Origin of the sequence: Roseovarius sp. 217, from assembly GCF_000152845.1 — a bacterium.
Taxonomy (GTDB): Bacteria; Pseudomonadota; Alphaproteobacteria; order Rhodobacterales; family Rhodobacteraceae; genus Roseovarius.
Map to the genome: position 1 here is coordinate 2,640,852 of NZ_CH902584.1, position 23,606 is coordinate 2,664,457.

Sequence of the window (23,606 nt, forward strand, 5' to 3'; positions counted from 1 at the left end):
TTGCTGGCAGGCTTTCCAGCGGGTTTGTCGCTTGACCACGGCTTTTTGGCCGGTCGCGGCGCATCGCCCGACTCGGTTCGGGGTTTGCGGTAGGCGGTGACAGAGCCGTCCTCGACCGCGCGGGTCATCGCATCGGTGGCGGCACCTGCCGGTTTCGGATGCGATCTGGGTGCGGGACGCGGCGCATCAGCAAGCGGTTTGGCGCGTGGTTTAGGGCGCGGGGCGCTGTCGCGGGGGGCATGATGCTCGCGGGAGGCCTGCTGTTCGCGCGGCGCCCGCTCTGGGCGATCCTCACGCGGGGCACGGGGCGCCCGCTCGGGACGGTCCTCCCGCGGGGCGCGCGGGGCAGAGCCGAGATCGGGGGCGCTGTCCAACTGACGGGCGATAATACCCTCATCCAACTGCCCGCCCTCGCCAAGTGCGGAGAGAAAGCCCGGAACAGCGGCCTCGGCCAGTTCGACAAAGGTCTCGGAGGCCTGCACGCGAATGGCCCCAATGGCGGATTTGTCCATATTGCCGGCGCGGCACAAGAGCGGCAGCAACCACCGCGCTTCGGCCCGGTCATTGTTGCCGACCGAGAGCGCAAACCAGCGGCTCGGGCCAAAGGCGGCGCGCTCGCGGGCGGGCGCGGGGCTGCCGGGCGCACTCAGTTCCTCGGGCGCGGACCAGCGCGATTTATAGAGCCGGAGATAGGCGGCGGCGATCACCTCGGGGCTGTGCAGCGCCAGCAATTCGGCGGCAAAGGCGGCCTCGGTCTCAGAGGGGGTTTCGGACCAGACCGGATCGGACAGGAGCCGCTCGCGATCCTTGGCCTCGATATCGTCGGGTGTCGGGGGCGTGGTCCATTCGGCGGTGATCTTGGCGAATTTCAGCAGGCGCTCGGCCTTGTTCGCGGATTTGACCGCGACGATCAGGGCAGAGATGCCCTTGCGCCCGGCACGACCCGTGCGGCCAGAACGATGCAAGAGGCCTTCGGAATTGGTGGGCAGTTCGGCATGCACCACAAGATCGAGATTGGGCAGGTCGATGCCGCGCGCCGCCACATCGGTGGCCACGCAGACCCGTGCCCGCCCGTCGCGCATCGCTTGCAGGGCATGGGTGCGCTCGGCTTGGCTGAGTTCCCCCGAGAGGGACACGACAGCAAAGCCGCGATTGGCCAGACGCGCGGTCAGCCGGGCCACCATCGCGCGGGTATTGGCAAAGACGATGGCGTTCTGCGCATCGTGATACCGCAGGAGGTTGATCACCGCACCCTCGGCGTCATGCGGCACCACGGTCAGCGCCTGATAGGAGATATCGGCATGCTGCTTGGCCCCGGTCAGGGTGGTCACGCGGTGCGCATCGCGCTGGAATTTTTCCGCCAGCTTGGCGATCATCGGCGGCACGGTGGCCGAGAACATCAGCGTGCGACGCTCTGCCGGGGCGGCGGCGAGCATGAATTCGAGATCTTCGCGAAAGCCGAGATCGAGCATTTCGTCGGCCTCGTCGAGCACAATGGCGCGCAGGCTGGTCATGTCGAGCGCGCCACGGTTGATATGGTCACACAGCCGTCCGGGCGTGCCGACGACGATATGCGCGCCACGTTCGAGCGCGCGCCGCTCGTCGCGGGCATCCATGCCCCCCACACAAGACACCAACCGTGCGCCCGCCTCGGCATAGAGCCAGCTCAGCTCGCGCATCACCTGCAACGCCAGTTCGCGCGTGGGGGCCACGATCAGCGCAAGCGGTGCCGCAGCAGGTGGCAAACGCTCCGCACCATCGAGCAAGGTCGGCGCTATCGCCAGACCAAAACCCACGGTCTTGCCCGATCCGGTCTGGGCCGACACCAAAAGGTCAGACCCAGAGAGCGCGGGGTCCGTCACCGCCTCTTGCACAGGCGTCAGGGTTTCATAGCCGCGCGCGGCAAGAGCATTGGAGAGGGCAGGCAGGATCATGGGGGAGGTCGGTTCCGAAAAGGGGTGCGGCTTGCGCGTCAAGCCGCGACGCATACCTCAGACATGCGCTCTTGTATATGGCAAATGCGTCGCTGTGACCGTGCCCCTTGTGGTCGCACTGGCTTTGCGCCACGGTGGAGCAAATCCCGAATTTGCGAACAGGCCGAATTGCCAAGAGGAGTGAGACCGATGCCCGTCAAGAACCGCTTTGCTGAATTGCACAATGATATCACGGACTGGCGCCGCGACATCCACGCCCATCCCGAAATCCTCTACGAGACGCATCGTACCAGCGCGCTTGTCGCGGAAAAGCTCAAGGCCTTTGGCTGCGATGAGGTGGTCACTGGGATCGGGCGCACCGGCGTTGTGGGGGTGATCAAGGGTCGCAGCACGGCCTCGGGGCGAGTGGTCGGCCTGCGCGCAGACATGGATGCTCTGCCGATCCATGAGGCGACCGGTGTTGACTACGCCTCCAAGACCCCCGGTGCGATGCATGCCTGTGGCCATGACGGGCATACCGCCATGCTGCTTGGGGCCGCGCAATATCTGGCGGAGACCCGCAATTTCGATGGCACTGCCGTGGTGATCTTTCAACCCGCCGAAGAGGGAGGGGCCGGGGGCCGCGAGATGTGCGAGGACGGGATGATGGACCGCTTCGGCATTCAGGAAGTCTATGGCATGCACAACTGGCCGGGCCGCCCGGTGGGCAGTTTTGCCATTCGCCCCGGCGCATTTTTTGCCGCCACTGATCAGTTCGACATCGCGCTCACCGGCAAGGGCGGACACGCCGCCAAGCCGCATGAGACCGTGGACACGACCGTCATGGCGGCCCATCTGGTCACAATGCTGCAAACCATTGCCAGCCGTAATGCCGATCCGGTGGATCAGGTGGTGGTCTCGGTCACGTCCTTTCAGACCTCGTCCAACGCGTTCAATGTCATTCCGCAAGGTGTACATCTTCGAGGTACAGTTCGTACAATGAGTACGCAGATGCGCGATCTGGCAGAGGCCCGTATTCGTGCGCTCTGTGAGCATGTGACGGCGGGTTTCGGCGGTCGTGCCGAGGTGAGTTACCATCGTGGCTACCCGGTGATGATCAACCACGAAGAACAGACCGAGTTCGCGGCAAGCGTCGCGGCCAAGGTCAGCGGCGGCTGCGACGAAGCCCCCTTGATCATGGGCGGCGAGGATTTCGCCTTCATGCTCGAAGAGCGACCGGGGGCCTATATCCTTGTGGGCAATGGCGATACGGCGATGGTTCACAGCCCGGATTATAATTTCAACGACGAGACCATTCCGGCGGGCTGTAGCTGGTGGGCGGGGATTGTCGAAGAGAGAATGCCAGCCTGATTCAAACGGTTGCGGGTTTTTGGCCGATCTCGTGAACGGGATCGGCCATCAACCAGACCCCGCCCTGTGGCCGCAGGGTGAGGATCATCACCGGCTCCGGCTCCCGGCCCGGTACGGGCGTAAATCTGAATCGCGAGAGCAGCGTCGCAAGGATGATCACCGCCTCCTGCAGTGCAAAACTCGCGCCGATGCAGATGCGCGGCCCGTCACCAAAGGGCAGATAGGCATAGCGCTCAAGGCTCTTGCGGTCGGCAAAGCGGTCAGGATCGAAGGCATCCGGTTCTGGCCACAAGAGGTGATTGCGGTGCAGCGCATAGATCGGGATGATCACCGTATCCCCCGCACGAATATCGCGCCCGCAGAGGGTATCGGCAACCTGCGCGGTCCGAGAGATGATGCCCGCAGGCGGATAAAGCCGCAACGCCTCGTCGATGATCTGACGGATATAGGGCAGGCGGGCCACGTCCTCGCCTGTCGCGGCGCGCCCCTGTAGCACGGCTTTCGCCTCGGCGCGGGCGCGGTCCTGAACGGTTTGATCAAAGGCGCATAGATAGAGCGACCATCCCAATGTCAGCGCCGTCGTCTCGTGCCCTGCCACGATAAAGGTCAGCAGGTTGTCGCGCAATTCCGCCGTGTTCATGCGCCGTTTGGTTTCCGGGTCTTCGCCCTCCAGCAAAAGATCGAGCAGGTCGGGCACGCCCTGTGCGCCCCGCGAACGTCGCGCCTCGACCGCCTGATCCGCCACGCGCTTCATCTCGGCTACAGAGCCGCCTGACATCAACCGGCCTGGACGCGGGACCCAGTCAGGAAATCCAAGAATATCAAAGAGTGAGATCTTGCCCGCCTCGGAAATATAGGCGTCAATCCCGCGGTGCACGGCATCGACGTCAAACATGCCGTCGTCTGAAAAGGTCACATCGGCGATGACCTCAAACGTGGTGCGCACCATCTCGGCGGCCATATCCACAGCGCGTGGACCTGCAGCCGCGATTCGCTCGGCGCTCCGGTCGGCAGCGCCGGTCATGATCGGGGCGAGGTTCATCACATTGCGATGCGAAAAGACCGGGGCCGCCGTGCGCCTTTGCCAGCGCCAATGCGCACCCTCGGCGATAAAGAGAGAGTCGCCGATCGCGGGACGCAAGAGGTTCTTGGTGACGATGGACTTGGGGTAATTGTCTAGACTTTCCAAGAGCATTCGCCGGATTGCACCGGGATCCATCACCATATGCCAGCGTTTGCCCGTGCGCCCCGAGACCATGGGCTGCCGGGTGGCAATTTCCGGGATGATCGACAGGATGTTGCGCCGCGCCGCGCGCAAGCTGGCCAAGACCCCCATCGGTTCAGTCACCAGAGGCACATGCACGGGTGTTCGGGGATGGTTCGTTTTGGACATCGGCGGCATGGGGCACCTCTTGCGGGTCACACCAGACATAGGGCGTGGGATGGCGTCGGGCAAATGATTGCGCAAGGGCGGTGGCTGGGCTATCCCTGCCCGAACTGTCACGTTTCGGGAAGTTTTTGATGATCCGTTTCCTCGCGCTCTTTGGTCTTGCTCTGATGGCGGCGTGTACCAATGCCAATGATCTTGACGAGGCTCCGGCCTATTTGGGCAACTTTCACCTTGGGCATAATGTCGTGGTGGCCCCGAACCTGACCAAGGGTCCGGCCTCACGCGAGGCCTCCAAGGAGGAATGGATCGCGGCGATGACCTTGGCGATGACGGATCGGTTCGGGCGCTATGAAGGCACCAAGCTCTATCATCTTGGGGTGAGTGTCGAAGGCTATGTGCTGGCCATTCCGGGCGTGCCGCTGGTGGCTTCGCCAAAATCGGCGCTGATCCTGAATGTCACCGCATGGGATGACGCAAAGGGCGCCAAGCTCAATGCCAAGCCGCATCTGGTGACGGTGGTCGAGAGCTTTTCGGGCAATACCTTTCTTGGATCTGGCCTGACCCAGAGCAAGGAAAAGCAGCTTGAGAACCTGAGCCGCAACGCGGCCAAGCAGATCCAGAACTGGCTGGTTCAGCAAAACAACGAATTCGGCTGGTTCGAGGATGATGGCGTGCCTGCCAATGACAAGCCGCGCCCCGAGGCGCGGCTCGCAGAGGTGCCAACACCGCTCGCAGCGAGCGCGCCCGTACCAAACCAAGCGGCAGTCCCAAGCGCCGCTGAACTAGCCAGTGCCGCCGCTGAGGTGAACGAGGAGCCCACGGTCGCATCGCCCCCTGCTGAGTAACTCCGGCGCAGAGAGTAAGGCTTGATTTTCCCGGCGCAACCCAATAAACGGCGCGCGATGTAACCCTCGGGCCATGGCGGCCCCCCAACTGACAAGGCGTCCTGAGATATGGCAAAGGAAAAGTTTGCACGTAACAAGCCGCATGTGAACATCGGCACGATTGGTCACGTTGACCACGGCAAGACGACGTTGACTGCGGCGATCACCAAGTATTTTGGCGAATTCCGGGCCTATGACCAGATCGACGGTGCGCCTGAAGAAAAGGCGCGCGGGATCACGATCTCGACCGCGCATGTGGAATACGAGACCGAGGCGCGTCACTACGCCCATGTCGACTGCCCCGGCCACGCCGACTATGTGAAGAACATGATCACCGGTGCCGCGCAGATGGACGGCGCGATCCTGGTTGTGAACGCCGCTGACGGCCCGATGCCGCAGACCCGCGAGCATATCCTGCTCGGTCGTCAGGTCGGCATCCCCTTCATGGTCGTCTACATGAACAAGGTCGATCAGGTCGATGACGAAGAGCTGCTGGAACTGGTGGAGATGGAGATCCGCGAGCTTCTGACCTCTTACGACTATCCGGGCGACGATATTCCGATCGTGCGCGGCTCGGCGCTGCATGCGATGAACGGCACCCAGCCGGAAATCGGCGAGAATTCGATCCGCGCGCTGATGGCGGCTGTGGATGAGTATATCCCGACCCCGGCGCGCGCCGTGGATCAGCCGTTCCTGATGCCGATCGAAGACGTGTTCTCGATCTCGGGCCGTGGCACGGTTGTGACCGGCCGGATCGAGCGTGGCGTGATCAATGTTGGCGACAGCATCGAGATCGTGGGGATCAAGGACACCAAGACGACGACCTGTACCGGCGTCGAGATGTTCCGCAAGCTCTTGGATCGTGGGGAAGCGGGCGACAACGTCGGCGTTCTGCTGCGCGGCATCGACCGTGAGGGCGTTGAGCGTGGTCAGGTTCTGTGCAAGCCGAAATCGGTTCTGCCGCACACCAAGTTCGAGGCCGAGGCCTATATCCTGACCAAGGAAGAGGGTGGCCGTCACACGCCGTTCTTTGCCAACTACCGTCCGCAGTTCTACTTCCGTACCACGGATGTGACCGGCACGGTGATGCTGCCCGAAGGCACCGAAATGGTGATGCCCGGCGACAACCTGAAGTTCACGGTTGAACTGATCGCGCCGATCGCCATGGAAGACGGCCTGCGTTTCGCCATCCGCGAAGGCGGCCGCACCGTCGGCGCCGGCGTCGTGTCGAAGATCATCGAGTAACGTCTGATCCGCTCTTAGCTTTAAGGGGCGTGCGGGTCACTGCACGCCCCTTTTGCATTCTGGAGCCGGATATGAAAAGCATTTTCAAGTATTTCGAGACGCGGATTGAGGCCTATCCTGCGTCTCCGCCGAGTCAGCCCCCGTCGCGGTTCTGGCCGTTTCTGTGGCATTACGCACGTCCCGTGGCCCCGTGGCTCATCGCCATGTCTGTGGCGTCGGCGGTCTTTGCCGCCGTCGAGATTATTTTGCTGGGATACCTTGGCACGCTGGTCAACCGCATGGCGGAACTGGGGCCAGAACGGTTTCTAGGCGAGGAGGCCACGCGGCTTGGCGGGATGGGTATTCTCTTGCTCGTCGTCCTGCCGTTGCTCAGCGTGATTGGCGCATTGATCATGTATCAGGCCTTGATGGGCAACTTTCCACAGCGCATCCGTTGGCAAGGGCATCGTTGGCTCTTGGGTCAGTCGATGGGCTATTTTCAGGAAGAGTTCGCCGGGCGCATCGCCACGCGGCTGATGCAGACTGCGCTTGCGGTGCGCGAGACGGTGATGAAGCTGATGGACGTGGCGGTCTATATTCTTGCCTATTTCATCGGCACGCTGGTTCTGGCGGGAACGCAGGATATTCGGCTGGCCGCGCCCTTTGCCATATGGGCGCTGTGTTATGGCGCGCTCTTGGGCCTTATCGTGCCCCGGTTGGGACATGTGGCGCAGGAGCAGGCGCATGCGCGCGCTGACATGACGGGGCGGATTGTGGACAGCTACACCAATATTGCCACGGTCAAGCTCTTTAGCCATGCCGCGCGTGAAGAGGCCTATGCCCGCGCCGGGCTGGACGGATTCCTGCAAACCGTCCACCGGCAAATGCGGCTTGTGGCGGTGCAGGACATGTCGGTCAACTTGCTCAACGCGCTTCTGACCGGGGCGGTGACGGGGTTGGGGCTCTGGCTTTGGGTGCAGGGACGCATTGATCTTGGGGCCTTGGCAGTCGCGATTCCGCTCGCCTTGCGGCTTGGGAATATGTCGCATTGGATCATGTGGGAGTTTGCCGCGCTCTTTGAGAATATCGGCACGGCGCGAGATGGTCTGGCTACCCTTGCCCTGCCACGCACGGTGCAAGACGCGCCGGATGCAAAGCCGTTGGTGGTGAGCCGGGGTGATATTCGGTTCGAAGCGGTCCGGTTTGTATATGATCGTTCTGGCATGCAGAAAGCGCCGGTGATCGACGGGCTCGATCTCACGCTCGCACCGGGCGAGAAGGTTGGACTGGTCGGGCGTTCGGGGGCGGGAAAATCGACCCTCATCAACCTCTTGCTCCGGTTTCATGACGTGAGTTCGGGGCGTATCCTGATCGACGGGCAGGATGTGTCGGCCGTCACGCAGGACAGTCTGCGCGCGGCCATCGGGGTGGTGACACAGGATACCGCCCTTCTGCATCGCTCGGTACGCGAGAATATCGCCTATGGCCGTCCTGACTCCACCGAAACCGAGGTCATGGCCGCTGCTGAATTGGCGGAGGCGCGTGTGTTCATTGCCGGGTTGGAGGATACCAAGGGGCGGCAGGGGCTGGCGGCGCATGTCGGCGAAAGGGGTGTCAAGCTCTCGGGGGGGCAGCGGCAGCGGATCGCAATCGCGCGTGCCGCGCTCAAGGATGCACCCATCCTCGTGCTCGATGAGGCGACATCAGCGCTGGACTCTGAAGTGGAAGCGGCGATTCAGGCGCAGCTTTACCGGCTGATGCAGGGCAAGACCGTCATCGCCATCGCGCACCGCCTTTCGACGATTGCGGCGATGGATCGGTTGGTGGTGATGGACGAGGGGCGGATTGTCGAGCAAGGCACGCATGCGGCCCTGTTGTCGCAGGGGGGGCTATACGCGCGTCTCTGGGCGCGGCAATCGGGTGGTTTCCTGATGGATTGAGCGAAAGGGGCGTTATGGGTCACTCTGTCGCGCCTGCGTCAACACGCGGAGGTTTGGTTTCAAATGCAGCATGGGTGCAGGCGGTGACGTCCAGTGGTGCGGATTTTCAATAGAAATCAAGCGCTCTGGTGTATGCTGCATCTGCGAAAACGGATTGCATGCCGTTGTATTCCTTTAAGCCATTGAAATATTGACTTTACTTCCACGTCTGGCAGGCTGTACCGGCGGCGCGGGCAGGTGATTGCTGCGCGCTCTCGGCGGCACCTGTTCAGGAGGGCACGGCATGGGCGGTATACTCAAGGGAATGCGGGTGGTCGAAGGTTCGGCCTTTGTCGCGGTGCCGTTGGCGGGGATGACGCTGGCACAAATGGGGGCTGAGGTGATCCGTTTTGATCGGATCGGCGGCGGGCTGGATGCAGGCCGCTGGCCGTTGGCCCCCTCGGGCCAGAGCCTCTTTTGGGCGGGGTTGAACAAGGGCAAGAAATCCATCGCCGTGGACATGAGCCGACCGGAGGGGCGGGAGTTGGTGACGCGGATTGTTACCGCTCCGGGCGAGGATGCGGGCCTCTTCCTGACCAACCTGCGGGTGCGCGGCTGGATGGATTACGAGACGCTCAAACAGCACCGCGCGGATCTGGTCATGGTCACGCTGATGGGGGATCGGCATGGCCGATCAGCGGTGGATTACACGGTCAACCCGTCGCTGGGGATCCCCGAGATGACCGGGCCGGTGGGCTGGCCCGAACCCGTGGCGCATGCGCTGCCCGCTTGGGATATCGCGGCGGGGCATTTGGTGGTGTCCTCGCTCTTGGCGGCAGAGCGCGAGCGTCTGCGACGGGGCCGGGGGCAGGAGGTAGAGCTGTCGCTCAAGGATGTGGCGGCGGCCACGATCGGGCATCTTGGGCTGATCGGGGACGCCGTGGTCAATGACAAAGAGCGTCGCAAGTCGGGCAATGCGCTCTATGGGGCCTATGGGCAGGATTTCCTCTGCGCCTGCGGGCGGCGGGTGATGGTGATTGGGCTCACCCATCGGCAATGGCGCGGGCTGGTCAAGGCCACGGACACCGAAGCGGCGATGGCCGCGCTCGCCGCGCGGAGCGGGCGCGATCTGAACGACGAGGGCAATCGTTGGCATCTGCGGCGCGAGATCACGGCTATTCTGCGGCCATGGTTCGCGGCGCGGGAATTGAGTAGCTTCGCCGAGTCATTTGATGCGTCTGGCCTGACATGGTCGGTGTTTCGCACCGTGCGCGAGGCTCTGGCCGAGGATTCGGACCTGAGCGAGGACAATCCGATGTTCAAGCTCTTGATGCAGCCGGGCCTTGGTCGTTTCCCGGTGCCGGGGCATCCAGCGCGTTTTTCGGCCCATGAGCGCGTGGCGGCGCAACCCGCGCCGCAGCTTGGCGCACAGACCGAAGAGGTTTTGGGCGAAGTGGCCGGACTCAGCGATACGGAGATCGCTTGCCTCTTTGACACAGGGATCGTGCAAAGCCCACGCTACGGGGCCCGTCCAGCGGCCTGAACAGGAAATTGTGGATTTCCCACCGAATTCAGGCCGATGACGCTTGATTCCCGATCCAAGCTGGCGTAATCCGGCGCTCGGCCTTAGGGGTATAGCTCAGCTGGTAGAGCGACGGTCTCCAAAACCGTAGGTCGCGGGTTCGAACCCTGCTGCCCCTGCCAAACCTCCAGAACCTTGGATCTGTATGGGCGATTTGCGAGTAGAATCGCGCGCCGTCTGGTTCGGCTGTGATTTGGCTCATCTGGCGCAGTCGAAGCAGAATTTGGTTCGTTACGTCTGTTTGGCGGTCTGCGCAGCTCAAGGACGAAACGAATACAGCTAAAATGCGGTTAAATTTGGACCTGCCGCCTTTTGGCCGCTAGCACGCCATTTTTCCGCCGCAATTGCGCCGCATGCTGACCACTTATCGGCTTCGAGGTCCGGGGGGACTGAAGCCGATCTGCGTGGGGGCGCGGAAGAAACAGGGGAATAGCTGCTATGGAAACGCATTTACCGCGGGTTCAAGACCCGAAGATGTATTTTTCACATCACAACACTGAATTTGAGGGACGGGCACCGCGAGATGCCGCTTCGACGGAACAAGCTGTTGAAAATGCCATTACGACAATTCGTGAGATATTGACCGAAGAGCGCCGCAAGACGCGCCGCAATGCGCTCCCGGAACTGGCGCCGCATGTGCCGGTTGAGTATCTTGAACCGGTCAAGGCAAAGGCAACCGCTCGTCGCGTCCGTCTTTTGTCGCGGATCAAGTCGCTGCGCCCCAGATCGTTGGAGGTCAAGCCACACCAGGTCGGATGGCTCGCAGCCTTCGCGTTGGTTTGGTGGCAACCGTTGCCGGTGCTGATCGCCATGTTTATCGGATTCGTACTGGTCTTCCTAGGCTACGCCATTTTCGGGCCCGAGCGAATGACCCAGGTGCGGTCACGGCTGCTGCGGTGGCTTCCTCGTGATTTCGCTTTTCGTCCTACCATGCCCGAACTCAAGCTGCGTCGCGAACCGCAACCGGATATCTTTGAAGATCTTCCCGATCCGTTTGATCGGATCGCGTATAAGTCGCGCTGATGTAATGGGCAGGGGGTGACAGCCTTCTGCCCTTGAACTTGCGGGCCAGCCCGCGTATGTCGCGCTGAGCAATGATATCAGAGAAGACAGCGCAGATGGCACGCACGAATCCGCTTCAATTCATTCAGCAGGTCCGCTCGGAAGTGGCCAAGGTCGTGTGGCCTACCCGCCGTGAGGTGGTGCTGACTACGGTCATGGTGTTCATCATGGCGACGATTACGGCGATCTTCTTTGCGTTGGTCGATCTTGGGATCCGCAGTGGTCTCCAAGGGGTGCTGAGCCTGTTTGGCTGAACCGGCGAAAATCTTGCTCAGGCTCTTGAATTCGCAGGCAATCAGGGGTAGTTGACCCCACACTCTGAAACATGGCGCGCGGCGATTCGTGTTGCGCGCCGATTTTTGTTTTCGGTGGTGCAGGCCCAAGGGTCTGAAAGAATACGGAAATCCGGTCTTGGTATCGGTAAGAATAAAGGCGTAGGGCGACGATGGCAAAGCGGTGGTACTCGGTCAGTGTTCTCTCGAATTTTGAGAAGAAGATTGCCGAGCAGATCAGACAATCTGTCGTCGAGAACGGCCTTGAGGATGAAATCGATGAGGTTCTGGTCCCCACCGAAGAGGTGATCGAAATCCGTCGTGGCAAAAAGGTAACGGCCGAGCGTCGGTTTATGCCCGGTTATGTGCTCGTGCATATGGAAATGTCGGATCGTGGCTATCACCTGATCAGCTCGATCAACCGTGTGACGGGATTTCTGGGGCCGCAGGGCCGCCCGATGCCGATGCGCGATGCGGAAGTGAACGCGATTCTCAACCGTGTGCAGGAGGGTGAAGAGAGCCCGCGCACCCTGATCCATTTTGAGATTGGCGAGAAGGTCAAGGTCAACGACGGTCCGTTCGAAGACTTTGATGGCATGGTCGAGGAGGTTGATGAGGATAATCAGCGCCTCAAGGTGTCCGTGTCGATCTTTGGTCGGGAAACCCCGGTCGAGCTGGAATTCACTCAGGTCACGAAGCAGATGTGATCCGGGTTGCGCGGTCGCGCCTGAGGGCGAGCCGGGCAGGAGCCGTGGGAGGCGAGGTGGCCGCGGCCACCGGACCGCACCACACAACAAGAGAGCCAGAGGGGCGCGCCCCAATGGTGTTGGACCAAAAGGAGAGGCCATATGGCCAAGAAACTTATCGGGACGCTCAAGCTTCAGGTGAAAGCCGGGCAAGCCAACCCCAGCCCGCCCGTCGGCCCTGCATTGGGTCAGCGCGGCATCAACATCATGGAATTCTGCAAGGCGTTCAACGCCAAGACTGCAGATCTTGAACCGGGTGCCCCGTGCCCGACCGTGATTTCCTATTATCAGGACAAGTCCTTTGAATTGGCAATCAAGACGCCGCCGGCGTCTTATTACCTGAAGAAGGCTGCCAAGCTTCAGTCCGGGTCCAAGACCCCCGGTCGTGCCACTGCTGGCAATGTGACCATCGCGCAGGTGCGTGAGATCGCAGAAGCCAAGTGGAAAGACCTGAACGCGAACGATATCGACGCCGCCATGCAGATCATTCTGGGCAGCGCGCGTTCCATGGGCATCGAGGTGAAATAAGATGGCAAAGCTTGGAAAACGGACCCGCGCCCTGCGTGAAACTTTTGAGGGCAAGGACAATCTCAGCGTTGAAGATGCGATTTCGCTGATCAAGGGCTGTGCGACTGCGAAATTCGATGAAACTGTCGAGATTTCGATGAACCTCGGGGTTGACCCGCGTCACGCGGATCAGATGGTCCGTGGTGTCGTCGGCCTGCCCAATGGCACCGGCAAGACCGTGCGCGTCGCCGTTTTTGCGCGTGGCGCAAAGGCTGACGAAGCGCTGGCCGCCGGAGCCGATATCGTCGGTGCCGAAGATCTGATGGAAACCGTGCAGAGCGGCAAAATCGAGTTTGATCGCTGCATTGCGACACCGGACATGATGCCCGTCGTGGGCCGTCTGGGCAAGGTTCTTGGCCCACGTAACCTGATGCCCAACCCCAAGGTCGGAACAGTGACCATGGATGTGGCGCAGGCGGTCAAGGATGCCAAGGGCGGTCAGGTTCAGTTCAAGGCTGAAAAAGCCGGTGTCGTTCACGCTGGTATTGGCAAGGCGTCGTTTGACGCGGTCAAACTGGCGGAGAATGTGCGCGCCTTTGTGTCTGCCGTTCAACGTGCCCGACCGACCGGTGCCAAAGGCACATATGTCAAGAAGATTTCGCTTTCGTCCACCATGGGCGCAGGGATCACCGTCGACATCAATAGCGCTGTCGTCGAATAAGAATTTGCGTCCGGATCTCTTGATCCGGGGGCGAACGGCAGAGCTGCACGTCAGCTCTGTCCTGTCCGAGACGGAGGGTTCAGGCATTTGCCTGAATAAATCCTTCCTGAGATGGGGAACGAGATGAGATTTCCAGCCGAGGCATTTGCTCTCGGGTGATCTTGGCCTCGGGACCCGTGTTTTGGACCCGAACGCCGATCCTTCGGGAGAGGCAAAAACTGAGCCGGGGGGAGACCCCCAAATTTGGAGTGAAACTGTGGATAGAGCCCAGAAAGAGAAAGTGGTCGAGGAACTCGGCCAGATCTTTGAAAGCTCTGGCGTTGTAGTGGTCGCCCACTACGCGGGTCTTACAGTTGCCGAAATGCAGGATCTGCGTGCCCGCGCCCGTGCGGCAGAGGCATCAGTTCGTGTAGCCAAGAACAAGCTCGCCAAGATCGCCCTTGAGGGCAAGCCGTGCGCAAGCATTGCAAACTACCTCACGGGCATGACCGTGCTTACCTATTCCGAAGACCCTGTGGCAGCTGCCAAAGTGTCTGAGGACTTTGCCAAGGTGAACAAAAAGTTCGAGATCCTTGGTGGGGCTATGGGTGGCACGGCTCTGAACCGGGCCGGTGTTGAAGCCGTGTCGAAAATGCCTTCGCGTGACGAGCTTATTGCTTCGATCGTGGGCTGTATCGGCGCACCTGCTTCGAACATCGCCGGTGCTATTGGCGCACCTGCTTCGAATATCGCGGGCATCCTTTCGACGATCATCGAAAAGGCCGAGGCCGCGTAAGGCAAACTGTAATCACCGCGTAGGGGTTTACTTCCCGACGTTGGAACACATCTAGAGAACGGAAAGAGTCAAAAAATGGCTGATCTGAAGAAACTGGCAGAAGAGATCGTTGGTCTGACGCTTCTCGAAGCACAAGAACTGAAAACCATCCTCAAGGACGAGTATGGCATTGAGCCCGCAGCCGGTGGCGCGGTCATGATGGCTGGCCCGGCGGGCGATGCTGGCGGATCGGATGCTGAAGAGCAAACCGAATTCGACGTCATCCTGAAGTCGGCTGGCGCATCCAAGATCAACGTGATCAAGGAAGTGCGCGCCATTACCGGTCTGGGCCTGAAAGAAGCCAAAGACCTGGTCGATGCCGGCGGCAAAGCTGTCAAAGAGCAAGTGTCCAAGGACGAAGCAGACGACATCAAAGCCAAGCTCGAAGCAGCTGGCGCAGAAGTCGAAATCAAGTAATCCGTGCCGGGGCAACCCGGACAGGATTTTGCGGCTGGATCCGGGGTTTCCCGGTTCCGGCCAAACCTGTCTCAGAGAGACCCTGCAACAGTCGGGGGTTTTCTAAGGCGAGGTTTATACGATCGGGAGGCCGTCATTGGGACGATGGCCATGAATGGATCAAACCCAGCCGTCTCGGATGGACGCGGTGCTGAGCCCCAACAGCACGCGCGACCGGTGAGAAATGAAAGGTGACATCGACCATGGCTCAAAGCTATCTTGGCCAGAAACGTTTGCGCAAATATTATGGCAAAATCCGCGAAGTGTTGGAGATGCCGAACCTCATCGAGGTGCAGAAATCCTCGTATGACCTGTTCCTGAAATCCGGTGATCAGCCCCAACCGCAGGACGGTGAGGGGATCAAAGGCGTGTTCCAATCAGTCTTTCCGATCAAGGATTTCAACGAGACCAGCGTGCTGGAATTCGTCAGCTACGAGCTTGAAAAGCCGAAGTACGACGTTGAGGAATGCATGCAGCGCGACATGACCTATGCCGCGCCTCTCAAGGTCAAGCTGCGTCTGATCGTGTTTGATATTGACGAGGATACCGGCGCGAAATCTGTCAAAGACATCAAGGAGCAAGACGTGTTCATGGGCGACATGCCCCTGATGACACCGAATGGCACCTTTGTCGTGAACGGCACAGAGCGGGTGATCGTATCCCAGATGCACCGCAGCCCCGGCGTGTTCTTTGACCACGACAAGGGCAAGACCCACTCTTCGGGCAAACTGCTCTTTACCTGCCGGATCATTCCCTATCGCGGCTCTTGGCTCGATTTCGAATTCGACGCCAAGGATATTGTGTTCGCGCGGATCGACCGCCGTCGCAAACTGCCGGTGACGACGCTGCTCTACTCGCTTGGTCTGGATCAAGAAGGCATCATGAATGCCTATTATGATACGGTCGATTTCAAGCTGAAAAAGAAGAAGGGTTGGGTCACCAAATTCTTCCCTGAGCGGGTTCGTGGCACCCGTCCGACCTATGATCTGATCGACGCCAAGACCGGCGAAGTGATTTTTGAAGCGAGCAAGAAAATCACCCCGCGTGCCGTCAAGCAGTTGATTGATGAGGGCACGGTTTCGGAATTGCTGGTTCCGTTCGAGCATATTGTCGGCAAATTCGTGGCGCGTGACATCATCGACGAGGAAACCGGCGCGATCTATGTCGAGGCGGGTGACGAGCTGACGCTGGAATATGACAAGGCTGGCGAGATTTCTGGCGGTACGCTGCAGGATCTTCTGGATGCCGGGATCACCGACATTCCGGTGCTGGATATTGATGGTATCAACGTGGGTGCCTATATCCGCAACACCATGGCAGCGGACAAGAACATGAACCGCGAAAGCGCGCTCATGGACATCTACCGCGTCATGCGCCCGGGCGAGCCCCCCACCGAAGAGGCGTCGGCGGCTCTGTTCGACACGCTGTTCTTTGACTCGGAGCGTTATGATCTCTCGGCCGTTGGCCGGGTCAAGATGAACATGCGTCTGAACCTCAACAAACCTGACACGCAGCGCACGTTGGACCGCGACGATATCGTGGCCTGCATCAAGGCTCTGGTTGAGCTGCGCGATGGCAAGGGTGACATTGATGACATCGATCACCTTGGCAATCGCCGGGTGCGTTCGGTTGGCGAATTGATGGAGAACCAGTATCGTGTGGGTCTGTTGCGGATGGAACGCGCGATCAAAGAGCGTATGTCCTCGGTCGAGATCGACACGGTGATGCCGCAGGATCTGATCAACGCCAAGCCAGCCGCTGCCGCTGTGCGTGAATTCTTTGGGTCCTCGCAGCTGTCGCAGTTCATGGACCAGACCAACCCGCTGTCGGAAGTCACCCACAAGCGCCGTCTTTCGGCGCTCGGGCCGGGCGGTCTGACACGCGAGCGCGCGGGCTTTGAGGTGCGCGACGTGCACCCGACCCACTACGGTCGCATGTGCCCGATTGAGACGCCGGAAGGGCCGAACATCGGTCTGATCAACAGCCTCGCCACTTTTGCGCGGGTCAACAAGTATGGCTTTATCGAAACACCCTACCGCAAGGTGATCGACGGTCAGGTGACGGACGAAGTGCAATACATGTCCGCCACCGAGGAAATGCGTCACACCGTGGCACAGGCCAACGCCAACCTCGACGAGGGTGGACGGTTCGTCAACGATCTGGTCTCGACCCGTCAGTCGGGCGAATACATGCTCGCGCCGCGCGAGAGCGTGGACCTGATCGACGTTAGTCCCAAGCAGCTTGTGTCGGTTGCGGCCTCGCTCATTCCCTTTCTTGAGAATGACGACGCGAACCGTGCATTGATGGGGTCGAACATGCAGCGTCAGGCGGTGCCGACGCTGCGCGCCGAGGCTCCGCTTGTGGGAACCGGGATCGAGGGCGTCGTGGCCCGCGACTCGGGTGCTGCGATTATGGCCAAACGTGCCGGTGTGATCGACCAAGTCGATGCGCAGCGGATCGTGGTTCGCGCCACAGAGGATCTTCAGATTGGGGATCCAGGTGTCGATATCTACCGCATGCGCAAGTTCCAGCGCTCGAACCAGAATAGCTGCATCAATCAGCAACCGCTGGTCAAAGTGGGCGATACCGTGCTCAAGGGCGAGGTCATCGCCGATGGTCCCTGTACCGATATGGGCGAACTGGCGCTTGGCAAGAACGTGATCACGGCCTTCATGCCGTGGAACGGCTATAATTACGAAGACTCAATCCTGATCTCCGAGCGCATCGTGCGCGATGACGTCTTTACCTCGATCCACATCGAGGAATTCGAAGTTGCCGCCCGCGATACCAAACTGGGGCCGGAAGAGATCACGCGCGATATCCCCAACGTCGGTGAGGAAGCTCTGCGCAACCTCGACGAGGCGGGCATCGTTTATATCGGCGCAGACGTCGAGCCGGGCGATATCCTTGTGGGCAAGATCACCCCCAAGGGCGAAAGCCCGATGACGCCGGAGGAAAAGCTCCTCCGCGCCATCTTTGGCGAAAAGGCCAGCGACGTGCGCGATACCTCGTTGCGCGTCAAGCCGGGTGACTATGGCACGGTCGTTGAGGTGCGTGTGTTCAATCGCCACGGCGTTGAAAAGGACGAGCGCGCGCTTCAGATCGAGCGGGAAGAAGTCGAGCGTCTGGCGCGCGACCGTGACGACGAGCTGGCGATCCTGGATCGCAACATCTACGCTCGTCTGCGCACTCTCATCCTCGGCAAGATGGCCGTCAAAGGCCCCAAGGGCGTCAAGGCCAACTCGGACATCACCGAAGAGTTGCTCTCGACCCTGACCAAAGGCCAATGGTGGCAGCTTGCCCTCAAGGATGAGGCCGATGCCAAGATCGTCGAAGCGCTGCATGATCAGTACGAGGCGCAAAAGCGCACGCTGGATGCACGGTTCGAGGACAAGGTCGAGAAGGTGCGCCGTGGCGACGATCTGCCGCCGGGCGTGATGAAGATGGTCAAGGTCTTTATCGCGGTCAAGCGCAAGCTCCAGCCGGGTGACAAGATGGCCGGTCGTCACGGCAACAAGGGTGTGGTCTCCAAGGTGATCCCGATCGAGGACATGCCATTCCTCGCGGACGGCACGCCGGTCGATATCTGTCTCAATCCTTTGGGCGTGCCGTCGCGTATGAACGTGGGGCAAATCCTCGAGACGCATATGGGCTGGGCTGCACGCTCTCTTGGTCTCAAGATCGACGAAGCGCTGCAGGAATATCGCCGTTCTGGCGATCTGACTCCTGTGCGTGAGGCGATGCGCATTGCGTATGGCGATGATGTCTATGCCGAAGGGATCGAGGGCATGGATGAGACCACGCTGGTCGAGTCTGCCAGCACCGTCACCAACGGTGTGCCGATTGCCACCCCGGTGTTTGACGGGGCGAAAGAGGCCGATGTCAACGACGCGCTGCGGCGTGCCGGGTTTGACACGAGCGGCCAGTCGGTGCTGTTTGACGGGCGCTCGGGCGAGCAATTCTCGCGTCCTGTGACTGTGGGCATCAAGTATCTGCTCAAACTGCATCACCTTGTCGATGACAGATCCACGCACGCTCGACCGGGCCGTACAGCCTTGTCACGCAGCAGCCTCTGGGCGGTAAAGCCCAGTTCGGCGGCCAGCGGTTCGGGGAAATGGAGGTCTGGGCACTTGAGGCCTATGGTGCCGCCTACACCCTGCAAGAGATGCTGACGGTCAAGTCGGATGACGTGGCGGGCCGGACCAAGGTCTATGAGAGCATCGTCAAGGGCGAGGACAATTTCGAGGCCGGTATCCCGGAATCGTTCAACGTGCTCGTCAAAGAGGTCCGAGGCCTTGGCCTCAACATGGAACTCCTGGATGCGGAGGAAGATGAGTAAGCGCCGCGCACCGGACCCTTTCACAGGGTCCGGTCCGTTTTCTCGTCAAGAGAACGGCGTTTCACCGCCTTCCACCGCCAGTCTTTAAGGATTTGAAAATGAACCAGGAACTGACAAACAACCCGTTCAACCCTGTGGCCCCGGCCAAGGTGTTCGACGAAATCAAGGTCAGCCTTGCCAGCCCGGAGCGTATCCTCAGCTGGTCCTATGGCGAGATCAAGAAGCCAGAAACCATCAACTATCGCACGTTCAAGCCCGAGCGTGACGGTCTTTTCTGCGCGCGGATCTTTGGCCCGATCAAGGATTACGAATGCCTCTGCGGCAAATACAAGCGCATGAAGTATCGCGGCGTTGTCTGCGAGAAATGCGGTGTCGAGGTGACGCTGCAAAAGGTCCGGCGCGAGCGTATGGGCCATATCGAATTGGCCGCACCCTGTGCCCATATCTGGTTCCTGAAATCGCTGCCCTCGCGCATCGGTCTCATGCTGGATATGACGCTGCGCGATCTGGAGCGTGTGCTCTATTTCGAGAACTACGTCGTCATCGAACCCGGTCTGACCGATCTGACCTATGGCCAGATGCTGACCGAAGAAGAGTTCATGGATGCGCAGGATGCCTATGGCATGGACGCCTTTACCGCCAATATCGGCGCTGAAGCGATCCGCGAGATGCTCCAGAACATCGACCTTGAGAATGAGGCGGAGCAACTGCGCGCCGATCTCAAGGAAGCCACCGGCGAGCTGAAGCCCAAGAAGATCATCAAGCGCCTCAAGGTGGTTGAGTCCTTTATCGAATCCGGCAACCGCCCGGAATGGATGGTAATGACGGTGATTCCGGTCATTCCGCCAGAACTGCGCCCGCTGGTGCCGCTGGACGGGGGCCGTTTTGCCACCTCGGATCTCAACGACCTCTATCGTCGCGTCATCAACCGCAACAACCGTCTCAAGCGGCTGATCGAGCTGCGCGCGCCCGATATCATCGTGCGTAACGAAAAGCGGATGTTGCAGGAATCGGTCGACGCGCTGTTTGACAACGGTCGTCGTGGTCGGGTCATCACCGGGGCCAACAAGCGTCCGCTGAAATCGCTCTCGGACATGCTCAAGGGCAAGCAGGGCCGCTTCCGCCAGAACCTTTTGGGCAAGCGGGTCGACTTCTCGGGTCGTTCGGTGATCGTGACTGGTCCGGAGCTCAAACTGCATCAGTGCGGTCTACCCAAGAAGATGGCGCTCGAGCTGTTCAAGCCGTTTATCTACTCACGGCTTGAGGCTAAGGGCCTCTCTTCGACGGTCAAACAGGCCAAGAAACTGGTAGAGAAAGAGCGTCCCGAGGTTTGGGACATTCTGGATGAGGTCATCCGCGAACATCCCGTGATGCTCAACCGGGCACCGACCTTGCACCGCTTGGGCATTCAGGCGTTCGAGCCGGTGCTGATCGAGGGCAAGGCGATCCAGCTGCATCCGCTGGTCTGTTCGGCCTTCAACGCCGACTTTGACGGCGACCAGATGGCCGTACACGTTCCGCTGAGCCTTGAGGCCCAGTTGGAAGCGCGTGTGTTGATGATGTCCACCAACAACGTCCTGTCGCCCGCCAACGGCGCGCCGATCATCGTTCCGTCGCAGGACATGATCCTTGGCCTCTATTACGTCACGCTGCAGCGGGACGGTATGAAGGGTGAAGACATGGTGTTCTCGTCCTTGGGCGAGGTGCAGCATGCGCTCGATGCAGGCGAAGTCCATCTGCATGCCAAGGTCACCGTTCGGGTTCCTCAGATCGACGAGCATGGCAACGAGGTCATGGTGCGGGTCGTCACCACACCGGGCCGCGCCCGTCTGGGCGCTCTTCTGCCGCAGAACGCCAAGGCACCTTTCAGTCTGGTCAACCGTCTCCTGCGCAAGAAGGAAGTGCAGCAGGTGATCGACACGGTCTATCGCTATTGCGGTCAGAAAGAGAGCGTCATTTTCTGCGACCAGATCATGACCCTCGGCTTCCGTGAGGCGTTCAAGGCCGGGATTTCCTTTGGCAAGGACGACATGGTCATTCCCGACAGCAAGTGGCCCATCGTCGAAGAAACGCGCGGTCAGGTCAAAGGCTTTGAACAGCAGTACATGGACGGCCTGATCACCCAAGGTGAGAAGTACAACAAGGTCGTTGATGCCTGGTCAAAGTGTAATGATCAGGTCACCGAAGCGATGATGACGACCATCTCGGCGGAAGTGCGCGACGAGAATGGTGCCGTGCGCGAACCCAACAGCGTCTACATGATGGCGCATTCGGGCGCGCGGGGCTCGGTCACGCAGATGAAACAGCTGGGCGGCATGCGCGGCCTGATGGCCAAGCCGAACGGCGACATCATCGAGACGCCGATCATCTCGAACTTCAAGGAAGGTCTGACCGTTCTTGAATACTTCAACTCGACCCACGGCGCCCGTAAGGGTCTGTCGGATACCGCTCTGAAAACCGCGAACTCGGGGTATCTGACCCGGCGTCTCGTGGATGTGGCGCAGGATTGCATCGTACGCGAGCATGATTGCGGCACCGAGCGTGCGGTCACGGTCGAGGCTGCGGTGAATGATGGTGAAGTCGTCGCATCGCTGGCAGAGCGTTGTCTTGGTCGCGTCGCGGCCGAGGATATCGTTGATCCGATCAGCGATGCAGTGTTGATCGCGCGTGGCCAGTTGATTGACGAGCGTATGGCGGATTCGCTGGAAGAAGCGGCTGTGCAGACTGTGCGTCTGCGTTCGCCGCTGACCTGTGAGGCCGAAGATGGCGTCTGCGCGATGTGCTATGGTCGCGATCTTGCGCGCGGCACCATGGTCAACATCGGCGAAGCGGTCGGTATCATCGCCGCCCAGTCGATTGGTGAGCCAGGCACTCAGCTCACGATGCGGACCTTCCACATCGGTGGCGTGGCGCAGGGTGGGCAGCAGTCCTTCCTCGAGGCGAGCCAAGAGGGCACGGTCACCTATGATCAGCCGCAGACTCTGGAGAACTCCAACGGAGAGACCCTTGTCATGGGCCGGAACATGAAGCTCCGGATCATTGGAGACAAGGGGGTTGAACTGGCCAGTCACAAGGTCGGCTATGGCACCAAGATCTTCGTCAAGGAGGGGGGCAAGGTCACGCGCGGGCAGAAGCTGTTCGAGTGGGATCCCTACACCTTGCCGATCCTGGCCGAGAAATCGGGTACTGCAAAGTTTGTGGACCTGACCTCGGGTGTTTCGGTCAAGGACGTGACCGACGATGCCACCGGCATGACCCAGAAGATCGTGACCGACTGGCGTGCGGCACCGCGCGGCAACGAGCTCAAGCCTGAGGTGTTCATCGTGGGCGAGGACGGCGAGCCTATGCGCAACGATGCGGGCAATCCGGTGACCTATCCTATGTCAGTGGATGCCATCCTCTCGATCGAAGAAGGTCAGCAGGTGCAAGCCGGCGACGTGATCGCGCGTATCCCGCGCGAGGGTGGCAAGACCAAGGACATCACCGGTGGTCTGCCGCGTGTGGCCGAACTCTTTGAGGCGCGCCGCCCCAAGGATCACGCCATCATCGCGGAAATCGACGGGTATGTCCGCTACGGGCGCGACTACAAGAACAAGCGCCGTATCACGATCGAACCCACCGACGAGAGCCTCGAGCCTGTGGAATACATGGTGCCGAAGGGCAAGCACATCCCCGTGCAGGAAGGCGATTACGTTCAGAAGGGCGATTATATCATGGACGGCAATCCCGCGCCGCATGACATTCTCGCCATCATGGGCGTCGAAGCGCTTGCCAACTACATGATCGACGAGGTGCAGGAGGTTTACCGCCTGCAGGGCGTGAAGATCAACGACAAGCACATTGAAGTCATCGTGCGTCAGATGCTCCAGAAGTGGGAAATCCAGGACTCGGGCGATACCACTTTGCTCAAGGGTGAGCATGTCGACAAGATCGAGTTCGACGAAGCCAACGCCAAGGCTGAGGCCAAGGGCGGACGTCCGGCAACGGGCGAGCCGATCCTCTTGGGTATCACCAAAGCGTCGTTGCAGACTCGCTCGTTCATCTCGGCGGCGTCTTTCCAGGAAACCACCCGCGTGCTCACCGAAGCCTCTGTTCAGGGCAAGCGTGACAAGCTGGTCGGTCTCAAGGAGAACGTCATCGTTGGTCGTCTGATCCCGGCGGGTACGGGCGGAGCGACGCAGGATATGCGCCGCATCGCTCTGGCTCGCGACAGCATCGTGATCGAGGCCCGTCAGGAAGAGGCGGCAGCCGCCGCTGCTCTGGCTGCGCCCGTGATCGAGAATGACGTGGTTGGTGGGGACGAGTTCGACAATCTCGTCGAGACGCCCGAGAGCCGCGATCAATAAGGATCGCAGATAAGATGAGGAAAAGCCCGGCCTTTTGGCCGGGCTTTTTCGTGGTGAGGT

General features: G+C 60.5%; 15 protein-coding genes, 1 tRNA gene and 1 pseudogene. 15 read left to right on the forward strand and 2 right to left on the reverse strand.

Annotated elements, in window-relative coordinates:
* On the reverse strand, window positions 1–1,934 hold a 1,934-nt coding region (locus tag ROS217_RS12575; protein ID WP_050766435.1), incomplete at its 3' end, for a DEAD/DEAH box helicase.
* 189 nt (window positions 1,935–2,123) lie between these two features.
* Here ROS217_RS12575 and ROS217_RS12580 point away from each other — a divergent pair.
* On the forward strand, window positions 2,124–3,284 hold the full coding sequence (locus tag ROS217_RS12580) for a M20 aminoacylase family protein (protein ID WP_009818141.1): 1,161 nt from the start codon (window positions 2,124–2,126) through the stop codon (window positions 3,282–3,284).
* A 1-nt stretch (window position 3,285) separates the two neighbouring features.
* Here ROS217_RS12580 and ROS217_RS12585 read toward each other — a convergent pair whose 3' ends face one another.
* Window positions 3,286–4,686, reverse strand: a complete 1,401-nt coding sequence (locus ROS217_RS12585) for a cytochrome P450 (protein WP_009818142.1) — start codon at window positions 4,684–4,686, stop codon at window positions 3,286–3,288.
* Between the two features lie 119 nt (window positions 4,687–4,805).
* Here ROS217_RS12585 and ROS217_RS12590 point away from each other — a divergent pair, with 119 nt between their 5' ends.
* From ROS217_RS12590 to rpoC, 14 genes and pseudogenes are all read left to right on the forward strand, one after another.
* On the forward strand, window positions 4,806–5,519 hold the full coding sequence (locus ROS217_RS12590) for a hypothetical protein (RefSeq protein WP_009818143.1): 714 nt from the start codon (window positions 4,806–4,808) through the stop codon (window positions 5,517–5,519).
* A 108-nt stretch (window positions 5,520–5,627) separates the two neighbouring features.
* Window positions 5,628–6,803 carry an elongation factor Tu gene (gene tuf / locus ROS217_RS12595; RefSeq protein ID WP_009817501.1) on the forward strand — a complete coding sequence of 392 codons (1,176 nt, stop codon included), beginning with the start codon at window positions 5,628–5,630 and terminating at the stop codon, window positions 6,801–6,803.
* A 71-nt stretch (window positions 6,804–6,874) separates the two neighbouring features.
* On the forward strand, window positions 6,875–8,722 hold the full coding sequence (locus ROS217_RS12600; RefSeq protein WP_009818144.1) for an ABC transporter ATP-binding protein: 1,848 nt from the start codon (window positions 6,875–6,877) through the stop codon (window positions 8,720–8,722).
* Window positions 8,723–9,005: 283 nt separating this feature from the next.
* On the forward strand, window positions 9,006–10,244 hold the full coding sequence (locus ROS217_RS12605; RefSeq protein ID WP_040650569.1) for a CoA transferase: 1,239 nt from the start codon (window positions 9,006–9,008) through the stop codon (window positions 10,242–10,244).
* Window positions 10,245–10,329: 85 nt separating this feature from the next.
* Window positions 10,330–10,405 (forward strand) — tRNA-Trp (locus tag ROS217_RS12610).
* Between the two features lie 316 nt (window positions 10,406–10,721).
* Window positions 10,722–11,306 carry a hypothetical protein gene (locus tag ROS217_RS12615; RefSeq protein WP_040650570.1) on the forward strand — a complete coding sequence of 195 codons (585 nt, stop codon included), beginning with the start codon at window positions 10,722–10,724 and terminating at the stop codon, window positions 11,304–11,306.
* 95 nt (window positions 11,307–11,401) lie between these two features.
* A complete protein-coding gene (gene secE / locus ROS217_RS12620; RefSeq protein ID WP_040651443.1) occupies window positions 11,402–11,599 on the forward strand; it encodes a preprotein translocase subunit SecE in 198 nt (65 codons plus the stop codon).
* Between the two features lie 191 nt (window positions 11,600–11,790).
* A complete protein-coding gene (gene nusG, locus ROS217_RS12625; RefSeq protein ID WP_009818148.1) occupies window positions 11,791–12,324 on the forward strand; it encodes a transcription termination/antitermination protein NusG in 534 nt (177 codons plus the stop codon).
* Between the two features lie 141 nt (window positions 12,325–12,465).
* The gene (gene rplK, locus ROS217_RS12630; RefSeq protein ID WP_009818149.1) at window positions 12,466–12,891 is read left to right on the forward strand and encodes a 50S ribosomal protein L11; all 426 of its coding nucleotides are present in this window, start codon (window positions 12,466–12,468) and stop codon (window positions 12,889–12,891) included.
* Window position 12,892: 1 nt separating this feature from the next.
* Window positions 12,893–13,591: a 50S ribosomal protein L1 gene (gene rplA, locus ROS217_RS12635; RefSeq protein WP_009818150.1), complete on the forward strand. Its 699-nt coding sequence runs from the start codon at window positions 12,893–12,895 to the stop codon at window positions 13,589–13,591.
* 256 nt (window positions 13,592–13,847) lie between these two features.
* A complete protein-coding gene (gene rplJ / locus ROS217_RS12640) occupies window positions 13,848–14,366 on the forward strand; it encodes a 50S ribosomal protein L10 (protein ID WP_040651445.1) in 519 nt (172 codons plus the stop codon).
* A 75-nt stretch (window positions 14,367–14,441) separates the two neighbouring features.
* Window positions 14,442–14,822 carry a 50S ribosomal protein L7/L12 gene (gene rplL, locus ROS217_RS12645; RefSeq protein ID WP_009818152.1) on the forward strand — a complete coding sequence of 127 codons (381 nt, stop codon included), beginning with the start codon at window positions 14,442–14,444 and terminating at the stop codon, window positions 14,820–14,822.
* A 242-nt stretch (window positions 14,823–15,064) separates the two neighbouring features.
* A pseudogene (rpoB, locus tag ROS217_RS12650) lies at window positions 15,065–19,200 on the forward strand (DNA-directed RNA polymerase subunit beta).
* A 98-nt stretch (window positions 19,201–19,298) separates the two neighbouring features.
* Window positions 19,299–23,546, forward strand: a complete 4,248-nt coding sequence (rpoC, locus tag ROS217_RS12655; RefSeq protein WP_009818155.1) for a DNA-directed RNA polymerase subunit beta' — start codon at window positions 19,299–19,301, stop codon at window positions 23,544–23,546.
* Window positions 23,547–23,606: the final 60 nt, after the last annotated feature.